Source organism: Mycobacterium sp. 852002-40037_SCH5390672 (genome assembly GCF_001665875.1).
Classification (GTDB): Bacteria; Actinomycetota; Actinomycetes; order Mycobacteriales; family Mycobacteriaceae; genus Mycobacterium.
On sequence record NZ_LZTA01000116.1, the window covers coordinates 1 to 15,639 of the forward strand.

A 15,639-nucleotide genomic window follows, 5' to 3' on the forward strand; every position below is an offset into this window, starting at 1 on the left:
CCCGCCCCCCCCCCCGCCCCCCCCCCCCCCCCCCCTTTTTTTTTTCAAGCAGAAGACGCCATACGAGATTACTACGCGTCTCGTGGGCTCGGAGATGTGTATAAGAGACAGGTGCTCGTCGGGGTGGGCGTGTAGGTGAGGGTCGGTGGGGCCTGCAGGCGGCTGCGTGGCACCCAGGTGTAGTTGGGGTCGGGCACGAAGCCCGGCGGCACCACTTGCTGCGCCGGGGGCTTGGGCGCTGGTTCCGGGCGGTAGGTGTCGTAGACCCACCACGCCAGGACGAAAACGATGATCAATACCAACGTCGACGTGCGCATCCGCCCGCCGAACACGTAATTGGGCCAGCGATGCTCCGCACCCGTGTCGTCGCCGTCGCTGCGCTTCTCGAGGATGTTCAGGGTGAACTTCAACGCTTCTGCACCGCACCTTGGACGTCATCGTCGGTTTGCTGTTCGGCGGCGCGGGCGGCCGGCACGGAGGGGTCTTCAACCAGGCCGACCTTCGCGTCCGCAGCGGTCACGATCCCGACGCGGGCCAGCGCCCGGATGACCAGGACGCGCAGCAGCCGGCCGACCTCGAACTGTTTGCCGGGCAGGGTGCGGGCGACCATACGCAGCGTGACGGTGTCGACTTCGATGCTTTCCACACCCATCACTGTGGGTGCATCCAGCAGCAATTCGCCCAGCATGGGGTTGTCCATTGCGCGATCGCATTCCTGATGCAAGACCTCGTTGACGCGGTTGAGATCGGCGTTGGTCGACACCGGGATGTCCACCACCGCGCGTGCCCAGTCCTTGGACAGGTTGACCACCTTGACGATCTGACCATTGGGAATGGTCAACACTTCGCCCTCCGTTGAGCGCAGTCGGGTGACTCGTAACGTCACGTTCTCGACCGTGCCGGTGGCTTCGGTTGCGGAAACGACGGTAAGGGTGACCAGGTCTCCGAACCCGTACTGGCGCTCCACCAGGATGAAGAAGCCGGACAGCAGGTCCCTGACCAACTGTTGCGCGCCGAAACCCAGGGCCGCCCCGACCACGGTGGCCGGCGCGACCAGCCCCCCGACGGAAAACTGCAGCACCTCGGCAATCTGCATGATCACCCAGATGCCGATGATGACGATCGACACCCACGAGATCACCGACGCCACGGCTTGGCGATGTTTGGATGCTTCCGAGCGCACCAGCGCGTCGCTTTCGGCGAAGCCCACGTTGAGTTGCCGGGTCACCTGCTGCGCGACCCAGTTGACGAACCGGGCAGCCAGCATCGCCGCAATCAGCACCATGACGATGCGCAGACCCCTGGCGATGATCCACTCACCGATCTCGCCACGCCAAAAGTCGTGCCAGCGGTGCGTCGCTGACGTCATAGCTGCGGCGAGAATACTTGTGTTATTCGTCATCTTTTCGGTTGCGCCAACGGATTCCCGCTTCCAGAAATCCGTCGATGTCTCCATCCAGGACGGCCGCCGGATTGCCAACCTCGTACTCGGTTCGCAGGTCCTTGACCATCTGATACGGCTGCAGAACGTAGGAGCGCATTTGGTTGCCCCACGAACTGCCACCTTCGCCTTTTAACGCGTCTAGCTCAGCGCGTTCTTCGGATCGCTTGCGCTCCAACAACTTTGCCTGAAGCACTCGCATCGCCGAGACCTTGTTCTGCAACTGCGACTTTTCGTTCTGGCAAGTCACGACGATACCCGTTGGGATATGCGTTAAACGTACCGCAGAGTCGGTGGTGTTCACCGACTGACCTCCAGGACCACTCGAACGGTAAACGTCAACGCGCACATCGCCTTCCGGTATGTCGATGTGGTCGGTGGTCTCCACCACCGGGAGCACCTCGACTTCAGCGAACGATGTCTGACGTCGGCTCTGGTTGTCAAAAGGGCTGATTCGCACCAGCCGGTGGGTCCCCTGCTCGACGGACAGCGTGCCGTAGGCGAACGGTGCGTGCACGGCGAACGTCGCGCTCTTGATGCCGGCCTCTTCGGCATAGGACGTGTCGAACACCTCAACTGCATACTTGTGCTGTTCGGCCCACCGGATGTACATCCGCATCAGCATCTCGGCCCAGTCGGCGGCGTCCACCCCGCCCGCGCCGGAACGAATGGTGACCAACGCCTCGCGTTCGTCGTACTCGCCCGACAGCAGGGTGCGCACCTCGGTGGCTTCGATTTCCGCGCGCAGCGCCTTCAGCTCCGCGTCGGCCTCGGCCAGCGCGTCTATTTTGCTGGCGGCGTCTCCCCCTTCTTCGGCCGCCAGCTCGTAGAGCACCGGCAGATCGTCCAGGCGCCCGCGCAGCTCCTCGACCCTGCGCAGCTCGCCCTGGGCGTGAGACAACTCGCTGGTCACCCGCTGGGCGCGCGCTTGGTCATCCCATAATTTCGGATCGGATGCCTCGTGTTCGAGCTTCTCGATGCGGGTGCGCAGACCGTCCACATCGAGCACCCGCTCCACCGTGGTCAGGGTGGCGTCGAGTGCAGCGATATCGGCTTGACGGTCGGGTTCCACAGCCGACAACGTTACCCGGGGCCCTTCAAGCAGCTCAGCTCGCAGCGTGTGTCCAGGTCACGACCAGCGGTCATGCGTTTAGCATCGAGTCACGATCATGTGCGCCCCGCTCTGCGCGCCGGCCTTTCTTGGGAACCCCCGGCGCTAATCGGGCACGAATAGAAGGTCGAGTATGCGCCCTTACCACGTTGCAATCGTTGGCTCCGGACCGTCGGGCTTCTTCGCCGCGTCCTCCTTACTGAAGGCGGCCGACGGATCCGAGGACATCGATGTCGCCGTCGACATGCTGGAGATGCTGCCCACTCCGTGGGGGCTGGTGCGTTCCGGCGTCGCTCCCGATCACCCGAAAATCAAGTCGATCAGCAAGCAATTCGAGAAGACGTCCAAGGACCCGCGCTTCCGTTTCTTCGGCAACATCTCGGTCGGTGAACACGTGCAGGCCGACGAGCTCGCCGAACGCTACGACGCCGTCGTCTATGCGGTCGGGGCACAATCCGACCGTGCGCTGAACATCCCCGGTGAAGAGCTGCCGGGCAGCATCGCCGCCGTCGATTTCGTCGGCTGGTACAACGCGCACCCGAACTTCGAGGAAGCCACGCCCGATCTCTCGGGTGCCAGGGCCGTGGTCGTCGGCAACGGCAACGTCGCACTCGACGTCGCACGCATTCTGGTCACCGACCCCGACACACTGGGGCAGACCGACATCGCCGACCATGCCCTGGAGTCGCTGCGCCCGTGCGGGGTTGACGAGGTGGTGGTCATCGGTCGACGCGGGCCCCTGCAGACCGCGTTCACCACCCTCGAGCTCCGTGAGCTGGGAGAACTGGAAAATGTCGACGTGATCGTCGACCCCGCCCAGCTGGAGGGCGTGAGCGACGACGATGCGGCTGCCGCCGGCAAGACCGCGAAGCAGAACATCAATGTGCTGCGCGATTACGCGAAGCGCGACCCACGCCCCGGCCACCGCCGCATCGTGCTGCGCTTCATGACCTCCCCGATCGAAATCAAGGGTGAGGACAGGGTCGAAGGGATTGTGCTCGGCCGCAACGAGCTTGTCACCGACGACAACGGGTGGGTTTCGGCCAAGGACACCGGCGAGCGCGAGGAGCTACCGGTCCAGCTGGTGGTGCGCTCGGTCGGCTACCGCGGTGTGCCTACCCCGGGGCTGCCGTTCGACGAGAAGACCGCGACGATCCCCAACAGTGGCGGCCGCATCGAAGGCGGCCGCAATGAATACGTGGTCGGGTGGATCAAGCGCGGACCGACCGGTGTCATCGGCACCAATAAGAAGGACTCCCAGGAGACCGTGGACACGCTGCTCGCCGATTTGTCCGGCGCCGGCGACGGTCTCGCGGATTTTCCGGACGACCACGCCGACCAGCTGGCCGACTGGCTGGCGTCGCGCCAGCCCAAACTCGTCACCTCCGAGCACTGGGATCTCATCGACGCCCACGAGCGAGCGGCCGGCGAACCGCACGGACGTCCCCGCGTCAAGCTGCCGAGTCTGTCCAAGTTGCTGCGGGTCAGCCACGGCTGAGTCTCCCCAGAGGGTACGAACGGCTCTACTCAACAACGTCCATCCTCCGTAGCGTTGAGAGCGTGGATAACGACCAACCAGTAACCGTTCTTTCCGAGCGCGAAAATTGGAATCTATTGGGCAGTGTCACGCTGGGCCGGCTGGTCACCAACTTCGCCGGTGAGCCCGAGATCTTCCCGGTGAACTTCGTCGCGCAGGACCGCAGCGTGCTGTTCCGCACCGCGGAGGGCACCAAGTTGTTCTCGGCCGTGGCCAATCACGCGGTGGTCTTCGAGGTCGACGACCACAACGTCATCGAAGGCTGGAGCGTCATCGTGCGCGGTCGCGCGCGACTGCTGAAGACCGATGCGGACATTGAACATGCCGAACGGGCGCAGTTGTTGCCGTGGACGGCGACGCTCAAACCGCACTATGTGCGCATCACCCCGACCGAAGTCACCGGTCGCCGTTTCCGGTTCGGTCCGGAGCCAGATCGTCACGAGCCCGTTGCGTGACGAGAGCTCGGGCGCATCGACACCGGTCAGTCGCCAGTCTATGGCCCACGCGATCCGGCTGGCCCGGTACGACGACTCGGCTCCATGAATTCTGTTGCAGAGCAGCATGTTCAAACCACGGCATCGATTCAACGCCCAGTTACAGGTTGCCGCAACGTATCGCGAGCACGCAGCGACCCGCGTGGCACAGATCCTTGGCCCAACAGGCGCAAATTTACGCTCGGCTGTTGGTTAACAACAGATGAACACAAGACGACTGGTTGCTGAATTCTGCCTGGTCGCCGCGGTGAAATAGGCAAAACCCCGCAAGCACTGGCCGTACCTGCCACGTTTAAGGGGCCCGAAAAACCGAAGGTCTTTCGTCATGCCCTGCGCGCACGCCCCGCCGCCCCGTTGAGCACCACGCCGCCCGCCAAGCGGCCGTGGTGTGATCGCGCCGGGCCGCCTCTACCTGACGCGGGGTGAGCTTTGCCGATCTGCAGAGCGAATTCACGAGCAACCACTCATTTTGAATAACACGCCGATGCGGCGAGTGCCGGCGCCATCGCGTTTGTCCGAAAACCGCAATTTTGAGGGGATATCACACATGGATTGGGTTTTTTTCCCACCCGAGGTCAACTCCGCCCGAATGTACACCGGTCCCGGGTTGGCTTCACTGTTGGCCGCCGCCGGAAGCTGGGACGCGTTGTCGGCCGAGTTGGCCTCCACCGCCGAGTCCTACGAGTCGGTGCTGGCGGGCCTGGACCTGCAATGGCGCGGCGCCGCCGCGGAGTCGATGGCTTACGCGGCCGCCCACTATATGGGCTGGCTGCAAGCGACCGCCGAACAGACGAAGCAGACGGCCATGCAGGCGCGGACGGCCGCCGCGGCTTATGAGCAGGCGTATGCGATGACAGTGCCCCCGCCGGTGATCACCGCCAACCGCACGCTGTTGGCATCGCTGGTGGCGACGAACATCGTGGGCCAGAACACCGCGGCCATCGCCGACACCGAGGCGCAGTACGCCGATTTTTGGGCGCAGGACGCCGCTGCCATGGCCGGCTACTCCGTGTCGTCGACGGCGGCGACGACGCAGTTGCCGCGGTTCGCCACCGCGACCAAATCCACCAACGAGTCGGGAGTAAGCGCCCAAAACGATGCCGTGACCGCGGCCAACACCAATGCGAGTGTGAATAAGGCTGCTGCGCAGACATTTTCACCGCTATCCACACAGCAAACGGGAACGGGCGACACCTACAACAGCTACGGCGACATCACCTACCTTGACGCATCGGCGAGTTCGGGCAACAACGCCTTCCGGGTCCTCGACGCCATTCAGGGGACGGGCCTGGGCTTCAGCGCTCCTTACAACATGGAGCAGTTCGTGTCCGGAATCATCGGTGCGGAAAACAATTTGGGCATCCTAGCCAAGCCCGGGGCGGCCGCGGCCAGTCTCGCACCCGCGCTCGCAGCGCCCGCGCTCCGCGGCGCCACATCGGGCCTCGGTGGTGGCCTGGGCAACGTCACCGCGACCCTTTCGCACGCCGGCACGATCGGGCCGATGTCGGTGCCCGCAAGCTGGGCCGCACCCACGAGCACCCATATCTCGCCGTTAGAACCCGCCGGCTTCACCACGCTGCCGGGGACCGAGGAGCCGATGGCCGCCGGGTACCCCGGCTACCCCGGCATGCCCGGCGGCGGTGCCGCGCGGTCCGCCGGCGCGGGCGTGCCGCCCCGTTACGGCGTGCGGCTCACCGTGATGCCACGCCCGCCGGCCGCCGGGTGACGTGCCGCCAATCCGCCAACTGCTATCGGTTATAGGAAGAACCTTTCGCCGCAAGCAGTTTCGCTTTACGCAGCTTTTAGAGCTGTAAGACATGGAATTCGGTTTTCTTCCACCAGAGGTGAACTCTGGCCGGATGTACGCAGGTCCCGGGTCGGGCTCGTTGCTGGCTGCCGCGGGAAGTTGGGATTCGCTCTCGGCCGAGCTGGGCATCACGGCCGCGGTCTACGAATCGGTGCTGTCCGGCCTTACGGGCGTGTACTGGCACGGGCCCTCAGCCCAAGCGATGGCGGCCAGTGCCGCCCCCTACGTGGCGTGGCTGTATGCCACCGCCGAACATGCCCAGCAGACAGCCATGCGGGCTCGGTCGGCCGCGGCGGCCTATGAGCTTGCGCATGCCATGACCGTGCCCCCGCCGGCGGTCGCGGCCAACCGCACCCAATTGGCGACCCTGGTGGCGACGAACTTCTTCGGCCAGAACACCGCGGCCATCGCGGCCACCGAAGCTCAGTACGCGCAATACTGGGCTCAGGACGCCTCCGCCATGTACAGCTATTCCGCCAGTTCTGCTGCAGCAGCCCAGTTCTCGCCGTTCTCCTCCCCGCGCCAAGACACCTCTGCGGATGGGGTGACCGCACAGCGGGACGCCGTCGCGCAAGCTACCGCGAACGCCTCGAGCTCGGGTACGGACTCGGGATCGCAGGTGGTGGTGGTGAATTCCCCGACTTCCAATTCGTCGTCGGAATTCTTCCGGATCCTTGACACCATCCAGGGGGCCTCGACCGCGTTCAGAGCCGTTTTCACTACGGAGGGGATCCCTTCCGGAGTCATCCAGGCCGACAAGGCATTGGGAATTCTGCCGAACCTCGCGGCGGTCCCGGCCGCGCTCCCCAAGGCGCCTGCGCTCAGCGGTGCCGCATCCGGCCTGGGCAACGTCAACGCGGTGCTCGCGCGTGCCGAACGGATCGGCCCGATGTCGGTGCCCGCCGGCTGGGCAACCGCGACCGGCAACACGGCATTGCCGGGCAGCGCCTTGTCCGACCTGACGGCGACGGAAGCGGTGACCCGGACCGGGTCCGCCGCCGCGTCCGGCATACCCGGAATACCGGGAGGCACGGTCAGGCGGGCCGCGCTTGTGGTGCCCCGCTACGGCGTTCGCATCACGGTCATGGCACGCCCGCCGGCGGCCGGTTGACGACGCTCAGCTCGCGGGCGGCTCCGGCCGCTCGGACTGCCCGGGTGGTGCCGGCGGAACGGCGGGCGCGAATTTCCAGTTGTCCGGATTCTTGGACGAATAGTGCACCGGAAACAGTTGGCCGATGGTCGGCCATTGATTCACATCGACGGCCATGCGCTGATACACCGCGTGTTCGTTGACGGTGGGTCCATTGATGACCCCGGCGATGGTCACGAATTGCTCGCCGGTGGCGTCGGGGCGGGGGCTTATGCCGGTGACCAGCAGGGTGCCGCTGAGCAGCTCACCTCGCGGGCCACGCGGGACGAACCGCTGGACGAGAAACACCCCCAATACGGCAATCAGCAGGAGCAGCAGTCCGAATTCCCACATGAGGTCATGGTAGGACCGTGATAAGACTGCGTCAGAGTCGCACCGGCGACGATTCCGAGCGAAGCGATGAGGAGGAGCAGTGCGCACAAGCCAGGACGATCTGGCGTTGGCACTGACGCTGGCAGACCGCGCGGACACGTTGACCTCCGCCCGATTCGGTGCGCTCGACCTGCTGGTCGACACCAAACCCGACCTCACGCCGGTGACCGACGCCGACCGCGCGGTGGAAACCGAGCTGCGTGAGGTGCTCGCGCGCGAACGGCCGCATGACAGCATCGTCGGCGAAGAGTTCGGCGGCGACACCACTTTCACCGGACGTCAGTGGATCATCGACCCGATCGACGGCACCAAGAACTTCGTCCGCGGGGTGCCGGTGTGGGCCAGCCTGATCGCGGTGCTGCAAGACGGTGTCCCCGTCGTCGGTGTCGTGAGCGCCCCGGCTCTGCAGCGCCGGTGGTGGGCCGCGCACGGTCAAGGTGCCTTCGTCGCGGTCAGCGGAGCGCCCTCGCGCCGGCTGTCCGTTTCGTCAGTGGCGCAACTGAGTTCGGCCAGCCTTTCGTTCTCCAGCTTGTCCGGGTGGTCGCAGCTCGGTGTGCGCGACCGGTTCATCGCGCTGACCGACGCGGTCTGGCGGGTGCGCGCCTTCGGCGATTTTCTGTCCTATTGCCTGGTGGCCGAAGGGGCCGTCGACATCGCCGCCGAACCGGAAGTGTCGGTATGGGATCTCGCGGCACTCGACATCCTGGTGCGCGAAGCGGGCGGGACGCTGACGGCGTTGGACGGCTCCGCGGGACCGCATCACGGCAGCGCCGTGGCCACCAACGGCCTGCTCCAACAGCAGGTGCTCGCCGGCCTCACTGTGAATTAGTTAACAAGTGTTCTCCGCGATCTTACTCCGGAGTAAGATCGGCGATATCCGCATCGCCAACAACCTGAGGCTGCTGAAGATGACCGTTTCCGGTTCCAAACAGACTTCGAAAACCGCCCGCTCGCGTGTCAAACGGCGCGACCACAAGTCCGCTGTCGGGCTGCAACAACACAAGCGCACCGGCGTGGACATCGCCATCGCGCTCCTCACCCCGCTCGTGGGGCAGGAGTTCCTGGACAAGTACCAGCTGCGTGACCCGCTCAACCGCGCGCTGCGCTACGGCACCAAGACGGTCTTCTCCACCGCCGCCGCCTCCTCCCGGGAATTCAAGCGGATCCAGAACCTGCGCGGCGGCCCGACCCGACTCAAGTCCAGCGGCAAGGACTACTTCGACCTGACGCCCGACGACGAGCAGAAGATGATCGTCGACACTCTCGACGAGTTCGCCGAGGAAGTGCTGCGGCCCGCCGCACACGATGCCGACGAGGCGGCGACCTACCCCCGCGAGCTGATCGCCAAGGCCGCCGAGTTGGGCATCACCGCGATCAACATCCCGGAGGATTTCGACGGCATCGCCGCGCACCGGTCCAGCGTGACCAATGTGCTGGTCGCCGAGGCGCTGGCCTACGGCGACATGGGGCTGGCTTTGCCGCTGCTGGCCCCGGGAGGCGTGGCCTCCGCGTTGACGCATTGGGGCAGCGCCGACCAGCAGGCCACCTACCTGCCCGAGTTCGCCGGTGAGAACGTGCCCCAAGCCTGCGTGGCCATCGCCGAGCCGCAACCGCTCTTCGACCCCACCCGGCTGAAGACCACCGCGGTGCGCACCCCGACCGGATACCGCCTCGACGGGGTGAAGTCGTTGGTCCCGGCCGCGGCCGACGCCGAGCTTTTCATCATCGGTGCGCAGCTGGACGGCAAGCCGGCCCTGTTCATCGTCGAGTCCTCGACCAAAGGCCTTGCCGTGAAAGCGGATCCGAGCATGGGGATTCGCGCGGCGGCCCTGGGCCACGTCGAACTATCCGGGGTGACGGTGCCGCTGAGCGCGCGGCTCGGCGAACCAGACGCGAACGACGCCGAATACGACGTGGCTTACTCCGAGGCGATCGCGCTTGCCCGGTTGGGTTGGGCGGCGCTGACGGTCGGCACCTCGCACGCGGTGCTCGACTACGTCGTCCCGTACGTCAAGGAACGCGAGGCCTTCGGTGAGCCGATCGCCCACCGGCAGGCGGTGGCCTTCATGTGCGCCAACATCGCCATCGAATTGGACGGGCTGCGGCTGATCACCTGGCGTGGCGCGGCGCGCGCCGAGCAAGGTCTGCCCTTCATCCGTGAAGCGGCGCTGGCCAAGCGCCTCGGCGCCGACAAGGGCATGCAGATCGGCCTCGACGGTGTTCAACTGCTCGGCGGCCACGGCTACACGAAGGAGCACCCCGTCGAACGTTGGTACCGCGACCTGCGGGCAATCGGCGTCGCCGAGGGCGTCGTCGTCATCTAAGTCGCTATCTCACTCGAGCTGAAAGTTCAATCATGGCAATCAATCTGGAACTTCCCCGCAAGATGCAAGCGGTGGCGACCAAGACGCATCAGGGCGCCGCTGAGTTGATGCGGCCGATCGCCCGCAAGTACGACCTCAAAGAGCACGCGTACCCGGTCGAGCTCGACACCCTGTTCAGCCTCTTCGAAGGAGCCTCGGAGTCAATCGAATTCGCGGGAGCGAACGCGCTGGGCGGCGAGGACGAAGAACGGGACAAGAACCACAACGGCGCCAACATGGCCGCGCTGCTGCAGACGCTGGAAGCCAGCTGGGGCGACCTCGCGATGATGCTGTCGGTTCCGTATCAAGGGCTGGGGAACGCGGCAATCTCCGCCGTCGCCAATGAGGAGCAGCTGCAACGCCTGGGCAAGGTGTGGGCGGCGATGGCCATCACCGAACCCGGCTTCGGATCGGACTCGGCGGCGGTGTCGACGACCGCCACCCTGGACGGCGACGAGTATGTGATCAACGGCGAGAAGATCTTCGTCACCGCCGGCTCACGCGCCACCCACATCGTGGTGTGGGCGACGCTCGACAAGTCGCAGGGCCGCGCGGCGATCAAGTCCTTCGTGGTGCCCCGCGAGCATCCCGGTGTCACGGTCGAACGGCTCGAACACAAGCTCGGCATTAAGGGTTCCGATACCGCAGTCATCCGGTTCGACAACGCCCGCATTCCGAAGGAAAATCTGCTCGGAAATCCCGAAATCGAGGTTGGCAAGGGCTTTTCCGGAGTGATGGAGACCTTCGACAACACCCGCCCCATCGTCGCGGCCATGGCGGTCGGTGTCGGCCGCGCCGCCCTGGAGGAGATTCGCAAGATCCTCACCGAGGCCGGCGTGGAGATCTCCTACGACAAACCCTCGCACGCCCAGAGCGCAGCGGCATCGGAGTTCTTGCGGATGGAAGCCGACTGGGAGGCAGCCTATCTGCTGTCGCTGCGGGCGGCGTGGCAGGCCGACAACAAGATCCCCAACTCCAAAGAGGCGTCGATGAGCAAGGCGAAGGCCGGCCGGATGGCCACCGACGTCACGCTCAAGACCGTCGAATTGGCAGGCACCGCGGGCTATTCCGAACAGTCGCTACTGGAGAAATGGGCGCGCGACTCGAAGATCCTGGACATCTTCGAAGGCACGCAACAGATTCAGCAGTTGGTGGTCGCGCGCCGCCTGCTGGGGCTGTCCTCGTCCGAGCTCAAGTAGCTCGGGTTCGGCAGAGCTACGCGGCGACGGCGTTCAGCCGCTCGCGGGCTTCGTCGTCCAGTTCGATGGACGCGGCCGCCAGGTTCTCCTCAAGGTGGGCCAGCGACGAAGTACCGGGGATCAGCAGGACGTTGGGCGCCACACCGAGCGTCCACGCCAACGCGACCTGAGCGGGTGTGCGGCCCAGTCGCTGCGCGGTCTCCTGAACCACCTGGTGGCTGAGCACCGGGTTGGGCTGCATGAAGGCCGCGCCCAGCGGGAAGAACGGGACGAAGGCGATCCCCCGCGTCGCGCATTAATCGAGCACCGCGGCCGACTCCCGGTACACCAGGTTGAATGCGTTTTGCACACAGGCGATTTCGGTGCGCTGCACAGCATGCAGCAGGTGCTCGCGGCTGACGTTGCTCAGTCCGATCCCGCCGATCAGTCCCTGATCGCGAGCCTCGACCATGGCGCAAAGCTGGTCGTCGAACTCTGGGTCTGGGCCGTCGCTTTCGAACACCCGCAGGTTGACCACGGCCAGTTGCTCGACACCGAGGCTGCACAGGTTCGTTTCGATGTCGCGGCGCAACTGTGGCGGCGCACCGGTTGGCAGCCAGGCCCCGTTGTCATCGCGGCGCCCACCGACCTTGCTGACCAGCGCCAGGTTCTCCGGGTATGGGTGCAGCGCCTCGCGGATCAACTCGTTGGCGACGTCGGGACCATAAAACTGGGACGTGTCGATGTGGTCGACGCCGAGTTCGACCGCGCGGCGCAGCACGGCCAGCGCTTCGTCGCGGTCCCGCGGCGGACCGAACGCATTGGGTCCGGGCAATTGCATGGCACCGAAACCGACGCGGTTGACCGAAAACCCACCGAGTGGAAAGGGATCCATACGGTGAGGTTAGCGTCGAAGCATGGACACGTTTCACGCGCTCGTCGCGCGACAAGATGGTGACCGCGTAACCGCGTCGGTCGAGACGCTGAACCACTCCGACCTGCCGCCCGGCGATGTGACCATCCGGGTCCTGTATTCGAGCGTGAACTACAAAGACGCCCTGGCATTGACGCCGGGCGGCGGCGTGGTGCGCAACTACCCGGTGGTGCCGGGCATCGACCTGACCGGCGAGGTCGTGGGGTCGACATCGGCCGACTTCGCCGTCGGCGACCAGGTACTGGCGCACGGGTATGCGATCGGCACCGCCCACCACGGCGGCTACGCCGAATACGCGCGGTTGCCGGCCGACCAGGTCGTCGCCCTCGGCGCGTTGAGCGCCCACGAGGGCGCCGCGATCGGAACCGCGGGCTTCACCGCCGCGATGAGCGTGCGGGCGCTGATGGACTGGGGTATCGCGCCCGACGCCGGTCCCATCGTCGTCACCGGAGCCACCGGCGGCGTCGGCTCGGTCAGCGTGGACCTGCTGGCGGCCGCCGGCTACCAGGTCGTCGCCTCGACCGGCAAAGCCGAGGCCGCCGGCCGACTCAAAACCCTTGGCGCCGCGGAGGTTATCGGCCGACTGCCCGCCGACCCCGACGCCAAGCCGCGCCCCCTGGGCAAGGCACGCTGGGCGGGCGGGGTGGACTGTGTGGGCGGCGCGACGCTGGCCGACGTGCTCCGCACCGTCGATTACGGCGGCGCGGTGGCGGCCAGCGGCCTCACCGGCGGCCCGGCCCTGAACACCACGGTGCTGCCCTTCATCCTGCGCGCCGTCGCGCTGCTGGGCATGGACTCGGTGCTGATGCCGATCGCACCACGCCGCGAATTGTGGGCCAAACTCGGCGATTCGTTGCGGCCACGTCACCTGGACGCCCTGGTCAGCGACGTCGATGTGAAAGATGTCGTCGGCGTCATCGACCAGGTGCGCGCCGGCAAATTCTCCGGCCGGGCCGTGGTGCGGGTCGCGGGCGGCTTTTGAGCCGGCAGTAGGCTGACCAAGCGCTGTTCGGGCGCATTGACGGCAGCGCCGATGGCGGTGACGACGGAGGTGGCATGCGCGCGGTACAGGTGACTCGGCTCGATGGTCCAGACGCGGTCGAATTGACCGACATCGACGAACCCTCGGGCGACGGGGTCGTCGTCGACGTGCACGCCGCCGGGGTGGCCTTCCCGGACGCCTTGCTCACCCGGGGCCTCTACCAGTACCGCCCGGATTTGCCGTTCGTGCTCGGCGCCGAGATCGCCGGCGTGGTCCGGTCCGCACCCGAGGGCGCGCACGTGAGTGCCGGCGACCGGGTCGTCGGGCTCACGATGCTGTCCGGCGGCATGGCCGAGGTCGCGGTGTTGGCCCCCGACCGGGTGTTCAAGCTGCCCGACAATGTGAGCTTCGAGGCAGGCGCCGGCCTGTTATTCAACGACCTGACGGTGTACTTCGCCCTGACCGTTCGGGGTCGGCTGCAGCGCGGCGAGACGGTTCTGGTGCACGGCGCCGCCGGGGGCATCGGAACCTCGGCGCTGCGGCTGGCACCGGCGCTGGGCGCCTCGCGCACCATCGCCGTGGTCAGCACGCAGGACAAGGCCGATATCGCCACGGCGTCCGGCGCTACGGATGTGGTGCTGGCCGACGGTTTCAAGGACGCGGTGAAGGAGTTGACCCACGGACGTGGTGTCGACATCGTCGTCGACCCGGTCGGCGGCGACCGGTTTACCGATTCCCTGCGCTCGCTGACCCCCGGCGGGCGGCTGCTGGTCGTCGGGTTCACCGGCGGTGAGATTCCCACCGTCAAGGTAAACCGCTTGTTGCTCAACAACGTTGACGTGGTCGGTGTGGGCTGGGGCGCTTGGGCGGGGACGCATCCGGGCGCGCTGGACGAGCAGTGGGCCGGACTCGAACGATTGCTCACCTCCGGGGAACTGACCCCGCCCCAGCCGGTGACCTACCCGCTGGAGCAAGTCGCGACCGCCGTCGCCTCTCTGGAGAACCGCAGCGCCAAGGGAAAGGTCGTACTGCGCGTCCGCGGTTAGGCGCTGCGCAACGCCCATCACCGAACGTGTGGACCGGCCTTGTGTGGACCAAAAAGAGAAAGTAATGTCACTTTCAGTTTTGTAATCGTGATCGCCAGCCACCTGGTCCCCCCTCGGAGGAGCCGTCCCATGGAATCTTTTGTGCACCTGCGGAAGGGCCGAACACCGCGCCGCCTGCACGCCGACCTCGAAGGCCTCAAGGACGACGAGTTGGGCCGGGGCGGATTCACCGGCCGCACCGCCAATCTCTACCGGCGCCACGATCCCACCGCCTACCGGTCGGTCGGCCCGCTGCGGCCCATCGACGTGCTGTCCAGCGAGCTCAAGCCCAGCGATGCCGCCGAGGCCGACGGGGTGCCGCTGCTGATGTTCAACAACGACGACTGCCGAATTCTGTTGAGCCGCCGACACGAACCGATGCCGTTCTTCGTCCGCCACGTCGACGGGGACCTGCTGTGCTTCGTCCACGAGGGCGGCGGTCTGGCCGAGACCGAATTCGGGCCGCTGCGCTATCGGGAGGGCGACTGGCTGTACATCCCGAAAGCATGCACGTGGCGCCAGCTGCCCGACAGCGCGACGACGATGCTGATGATCGAGGCCACCGACGAATTTCGGGTGCCGCCGCCTGGCGCGCTGGGCCGGCACTTCCCATTCGACCCGTCACAGGTCATCATCCCTGAGCCGGCGCCGGCCGGCGAGGACGAGGCCGACGGCGAATTCGAGGTCCGACTCATCCATGAGGGCGGCCCGACAACGCTGTTCTACCAACATAATCCGCTTGACGTCGAAGGCTGGCGCGGGGACAACTTCGCGTTCACGTTCAACATCGCCGACTACAACGTGGTTACCTCCGACAGTGTCCACCTGCCCCCGACGGTGCACCTGTTCATGCAGGCCACCGGCGTCTACGTGATGAACTTCCTACCCAAGCCCGCCGAAGGGATTCCGGGCACCGAACGCACACCGTGGTATCACCGCAACGTCGACTATGACGAGATCGCCTTCTTCCACGGCGGCTCGCTGTACGGCATTCCGATGCCACCCGGTTTGATTTCTCATGCGCCCCAAGGCATTCATCACGGCGCGCCCGAGAAGGCCCGGGAACGCGCGCGCCGCAAATTCGACGACTACTCACGCGTCGACTGGCAGGTGATCGCCATCGACACCCGCCGGCGGCTGACCCCGTCGGCCGAGGTACTGGCCCACGACCTAGGACAACACTGA

At 66.0% G+C, this 15,639-nt stretch carries 13 protein-coding genes and 2 pseudogenes; 10 read left to right on the plus strand and 5 right to left on the minus strand.

Annotation, left to right across the window (positions count from 1 at the left end; genetic code table 11):
* Window positions 1-110: 110 nt before the first annotated feature.
* The 3 genes and pseudogenes from A5782_RS21275 to prfB all read right to left on the minus strand — a co-directional run.
* Window positions 111-410, minus strand: a pseudogene (locus tag A5782_RS21275) (hypothetical protein); the annotation flags it as partial.
* Entirely contained in the window at window positions 407-1,402 is a 996-nt protein-coding gene (locus tag A5782_RS21280; protein ID WP_231986750.1) for a mechanosensitive ion channel family protein, read from the minus strand. The pseudogene A5782_RS21275 and the gene A5782_RS21280, both read right to left, overlap by 4 nt.
* Window positions 1,392-2,513, minus strand: coding sequence for a peptide chain release factor 2 (gene prfB / locus A5782_RS21285; protein ID WP_067104076.1), 1,122 nt, complete (start codon window positions 2,511-2,513; stop codon window positions 1,392-1,394). The genes A5782_RS21280 and prfB overlap by 11 nt, the downstream gene beginning before the upstream one ends.
* Before the next feature lie 172 nt (window positions 2,514-2,685).
* Here prfB and A5782_RS21290 point away from each other — a divergent pair, with 172 nt between their 5' ends.
* The 4 genes from A5782_RS21290 to A5782_RS21305 all read left to right on the plus strand — a co-directional run bounded on the left by A5782_RS21290 (window position 2,686) and on the right by A5782_RS21305 (window position 7,501).
* A complete protein-coding gene (locus A5782_RS21290; RefSeq protein ID WP_067104077.1) occupies window positions 2,686-4,050 on the plus strand; it encodes an FAD-dependent oxidoreductase in 1,365 nt (454 codons plus the stop codon).
* A 62-nt stretch (window positions 4,051-4,112) separates the two neighbouring features.
* A complete protein-coding gene (locus A5782_RS21295; protein ID WP_067104078.1) occupies window positions 4,113-4,544 on the plus strand; it encodes a pyridoxamine 5'-phosphate oxidase family protein in 432 nt (143 codons plus the stop codon).
* Between the two features lie 586 nt (window positions 4,545-5,130).
* A complete protein-coding gene (locus A5782_RS21300; RefSeq protein WP_067104079.1) occupies window positions 5,131-6,309 on the plus strand; it encodes a PPE family protein in 1,179 nt (392 codons plus the stop codon).
* A 91-nt stretch (window positions 6,310-6,400) separates the two neighbouring features.
* Window positions 6,401-7,501 carry a PPE family protein gene (locus tag A5782_RS21305; RefSeq protein ID WP_067104080.1) on the plus strand — a complete coding sequence of 367 codons (1,101 nt, stop codon included), beginning with the start codon at window positions 6,401-6,403 and terminating at the stop codon, window positions 7,499-7,501.
* A 6-nt stretch (window positions 7,502-7,507) separates the two neighbouring features.
* On the opposite strand, the gene A5782_RS21310 is transcribed toward A5782_RS21305, so the two are convergent.
* Window positions 7,508-7,873 (minus strand): hypothetical protein, encoded by a 366-nt coding sequence (locus A5782_RS21310; protein WP_067104081.1) that lies wholly within the window; start codon window positions 7,871-7,873, stop codon window positions 7,508-7,510.
* A 79-nt stretch (window positions 7,874-7,952) separates the two neighbouring features.
* Between A5782_RS21310 and hisN the strand changes: the two genes are divergently transcribed.
* From hisN to A5782_RS21325, 3 genes are all read left to right on the plus strand, one after another.
* Window positions 7,953-8,741 (plus strand): histidinol-phosphatase, encoded by a 789-nt coding sequence (gene hisN, locus A5782_RS21315; protein WP_067104082.1) that lies wholly within the window; start codon window positions 7,953-7,955, stop codon window positions 8,739-8,741.
* A gap of 79 nt (window positions 8,742-8,820) precedes the next feature.
* Window positions 8,821-10,236, plus strand: coding sequence for an acyl-CoA dehydrogenase family protein (locus A5782_RS21320; protein WP_067104159.1), 1,416 nt, complete (start codon window positions 8,821-8,823; stop codon window positions 10,234-10,236).
* A 32-nt stretch (window positions 10,237-10,268) separates the two neighbouring features.
* On the plus strand, window positions 10,269-11,474 hold the full coding sequence (locus tag A5782_RS21325) for an acyl-CoA dehydrogenase family protein (RefSeq protein WP_067104083.1): 1,206 nt from the start codon (window positions 10,269-10,271) through the stop codon (window positions 11,472-11,474).
* Window positions 11,475-11,490: 16 nt separating this feature from the next.
* Here A5782_RS21325 and A5782_RS21330 read toward each other — a convergent pair.
* Window positions 11,491-12,348: pseudogene (locus A5782_RS21330) on the minus strand (oxidoreductase).
* A gap of 22 nt (window positions 12,349-12,370) precedes the next feature.
* Here A5782_RS21330 and A5782_RS21335 point away from each other — a divergent pair.
* The 3 genes from A5782_RS21335 to A5782_RS21345 all read left to right on the plus strand — a co-directional run bounded on the left by A5782_RS21335 (window position 12,371) and on the right by A5782_RS21345 (window position 15,639).
* On the plus strand, window positions 12,371-13,369 hold the full coding sequence (locus tag A5782_RS21335; protein WP_067104084.1) for an acryloyl-CoA reductase: 999 nt from the start codon (window positions 12,371-12,373) through the stop codon (window positions 13,367-13,369).
* Between the two features lie 74 nt (window positions 13,370-13,443).
* Entirely contained in the window at window positions 13,444-14,415 is a 972-nt protein-coding gene (locus tag A5782_RS21340; protein ID WP_067104085.1) for an NADPH:quinone oxidoreductase family protein, read from the plus strand.
* Window positions 14,416-14,544: 129 nt separating this feature from the next.
* On the plus strand, window positions 14,545-15,639 hold the full coding sequence (locus tag A5782_RS21345) for a homogentisate 1,2-dioxygenase (protein ID WP_067104086.1): 1,095 nt from the start codon (window positions 14,545-14,547) through the stop codon (window positions 15,637-15,639).

Excerpts from the sequence above, each read along its gene's own strand:
- A5782_RS21335 (WP_067104084.1), top strand. The coding sequence starts at position 12,371 with ATGGACACGTTTCACGCGCTCGTCGCGCGACAAGATGGTGACCGCGTA.
- A5782_RS21325 (WP_067104083.1), top strand. The coding sequence starts at position 10,269 with ATGGCAATCAATCTGGAACTTCCCCGCAAGATGCAAGCGGTGGCGACC.
- A5782_RS21340 (WP_067104085.1), top strand. The coding sequence starts at position 13,444 with ATGCGCGCGGTACAGGTGACTCGGCTCGATGGTCCAGACGCGGTCGAA.
- A5782_RS21280 (WP_231986750.1), bottom strand. The coding sequence starts at position 1,402 with ATGACGAATAACACAAGTATTCTCGCCGCAGCTATGACGTCAGCGACG.
- A5782_RS21305 (WP_067104080.1), top strand. The coding sequence starts at position 6,401 with ATGGAATTCGGTTTTCTTCCACCAGAGGTGAACTCTGGCCGGATGTAC.
- A5782_RS21310 (WP_067104081.1), bottom strand. The coding sequence starts at position 7,873 with ATGTGGGAATTCGGACTGCTGCTCCTGCTGATTGCCGTATTGGGGGTG.
- A5782_RS21300 (WP_067104079.1), top strand. The coding sequence starts at position 5,131 with ATGGATTGGGTTTTTTTCCCACCCGAGGTCAACTCCGCCCGAATGTAC.
- A5782_RS21345 (WP_067104086.1), top strand. The coding sequence starts at position 14,545 with ATGGAATCTTTTGTGCACCTGCGGAAGGGCCGAACACCGCGCCGCCTG.
- A5782_RS21290 (WP_067104077.1), top strand. The coding sequence starts at position 2,686 with ATGCGCCCTTACCACGTTGCAATCGTTGGCTCCGGACCGTCGGGCTTC.
- A5782_RS21320 (WP_067104159.1), top strand. The coding sequence starts at position 8,821 with ATGACCGTTTCCGGTTCCAAACAGACTTCGAAAACCGCCCGCTCGCGT.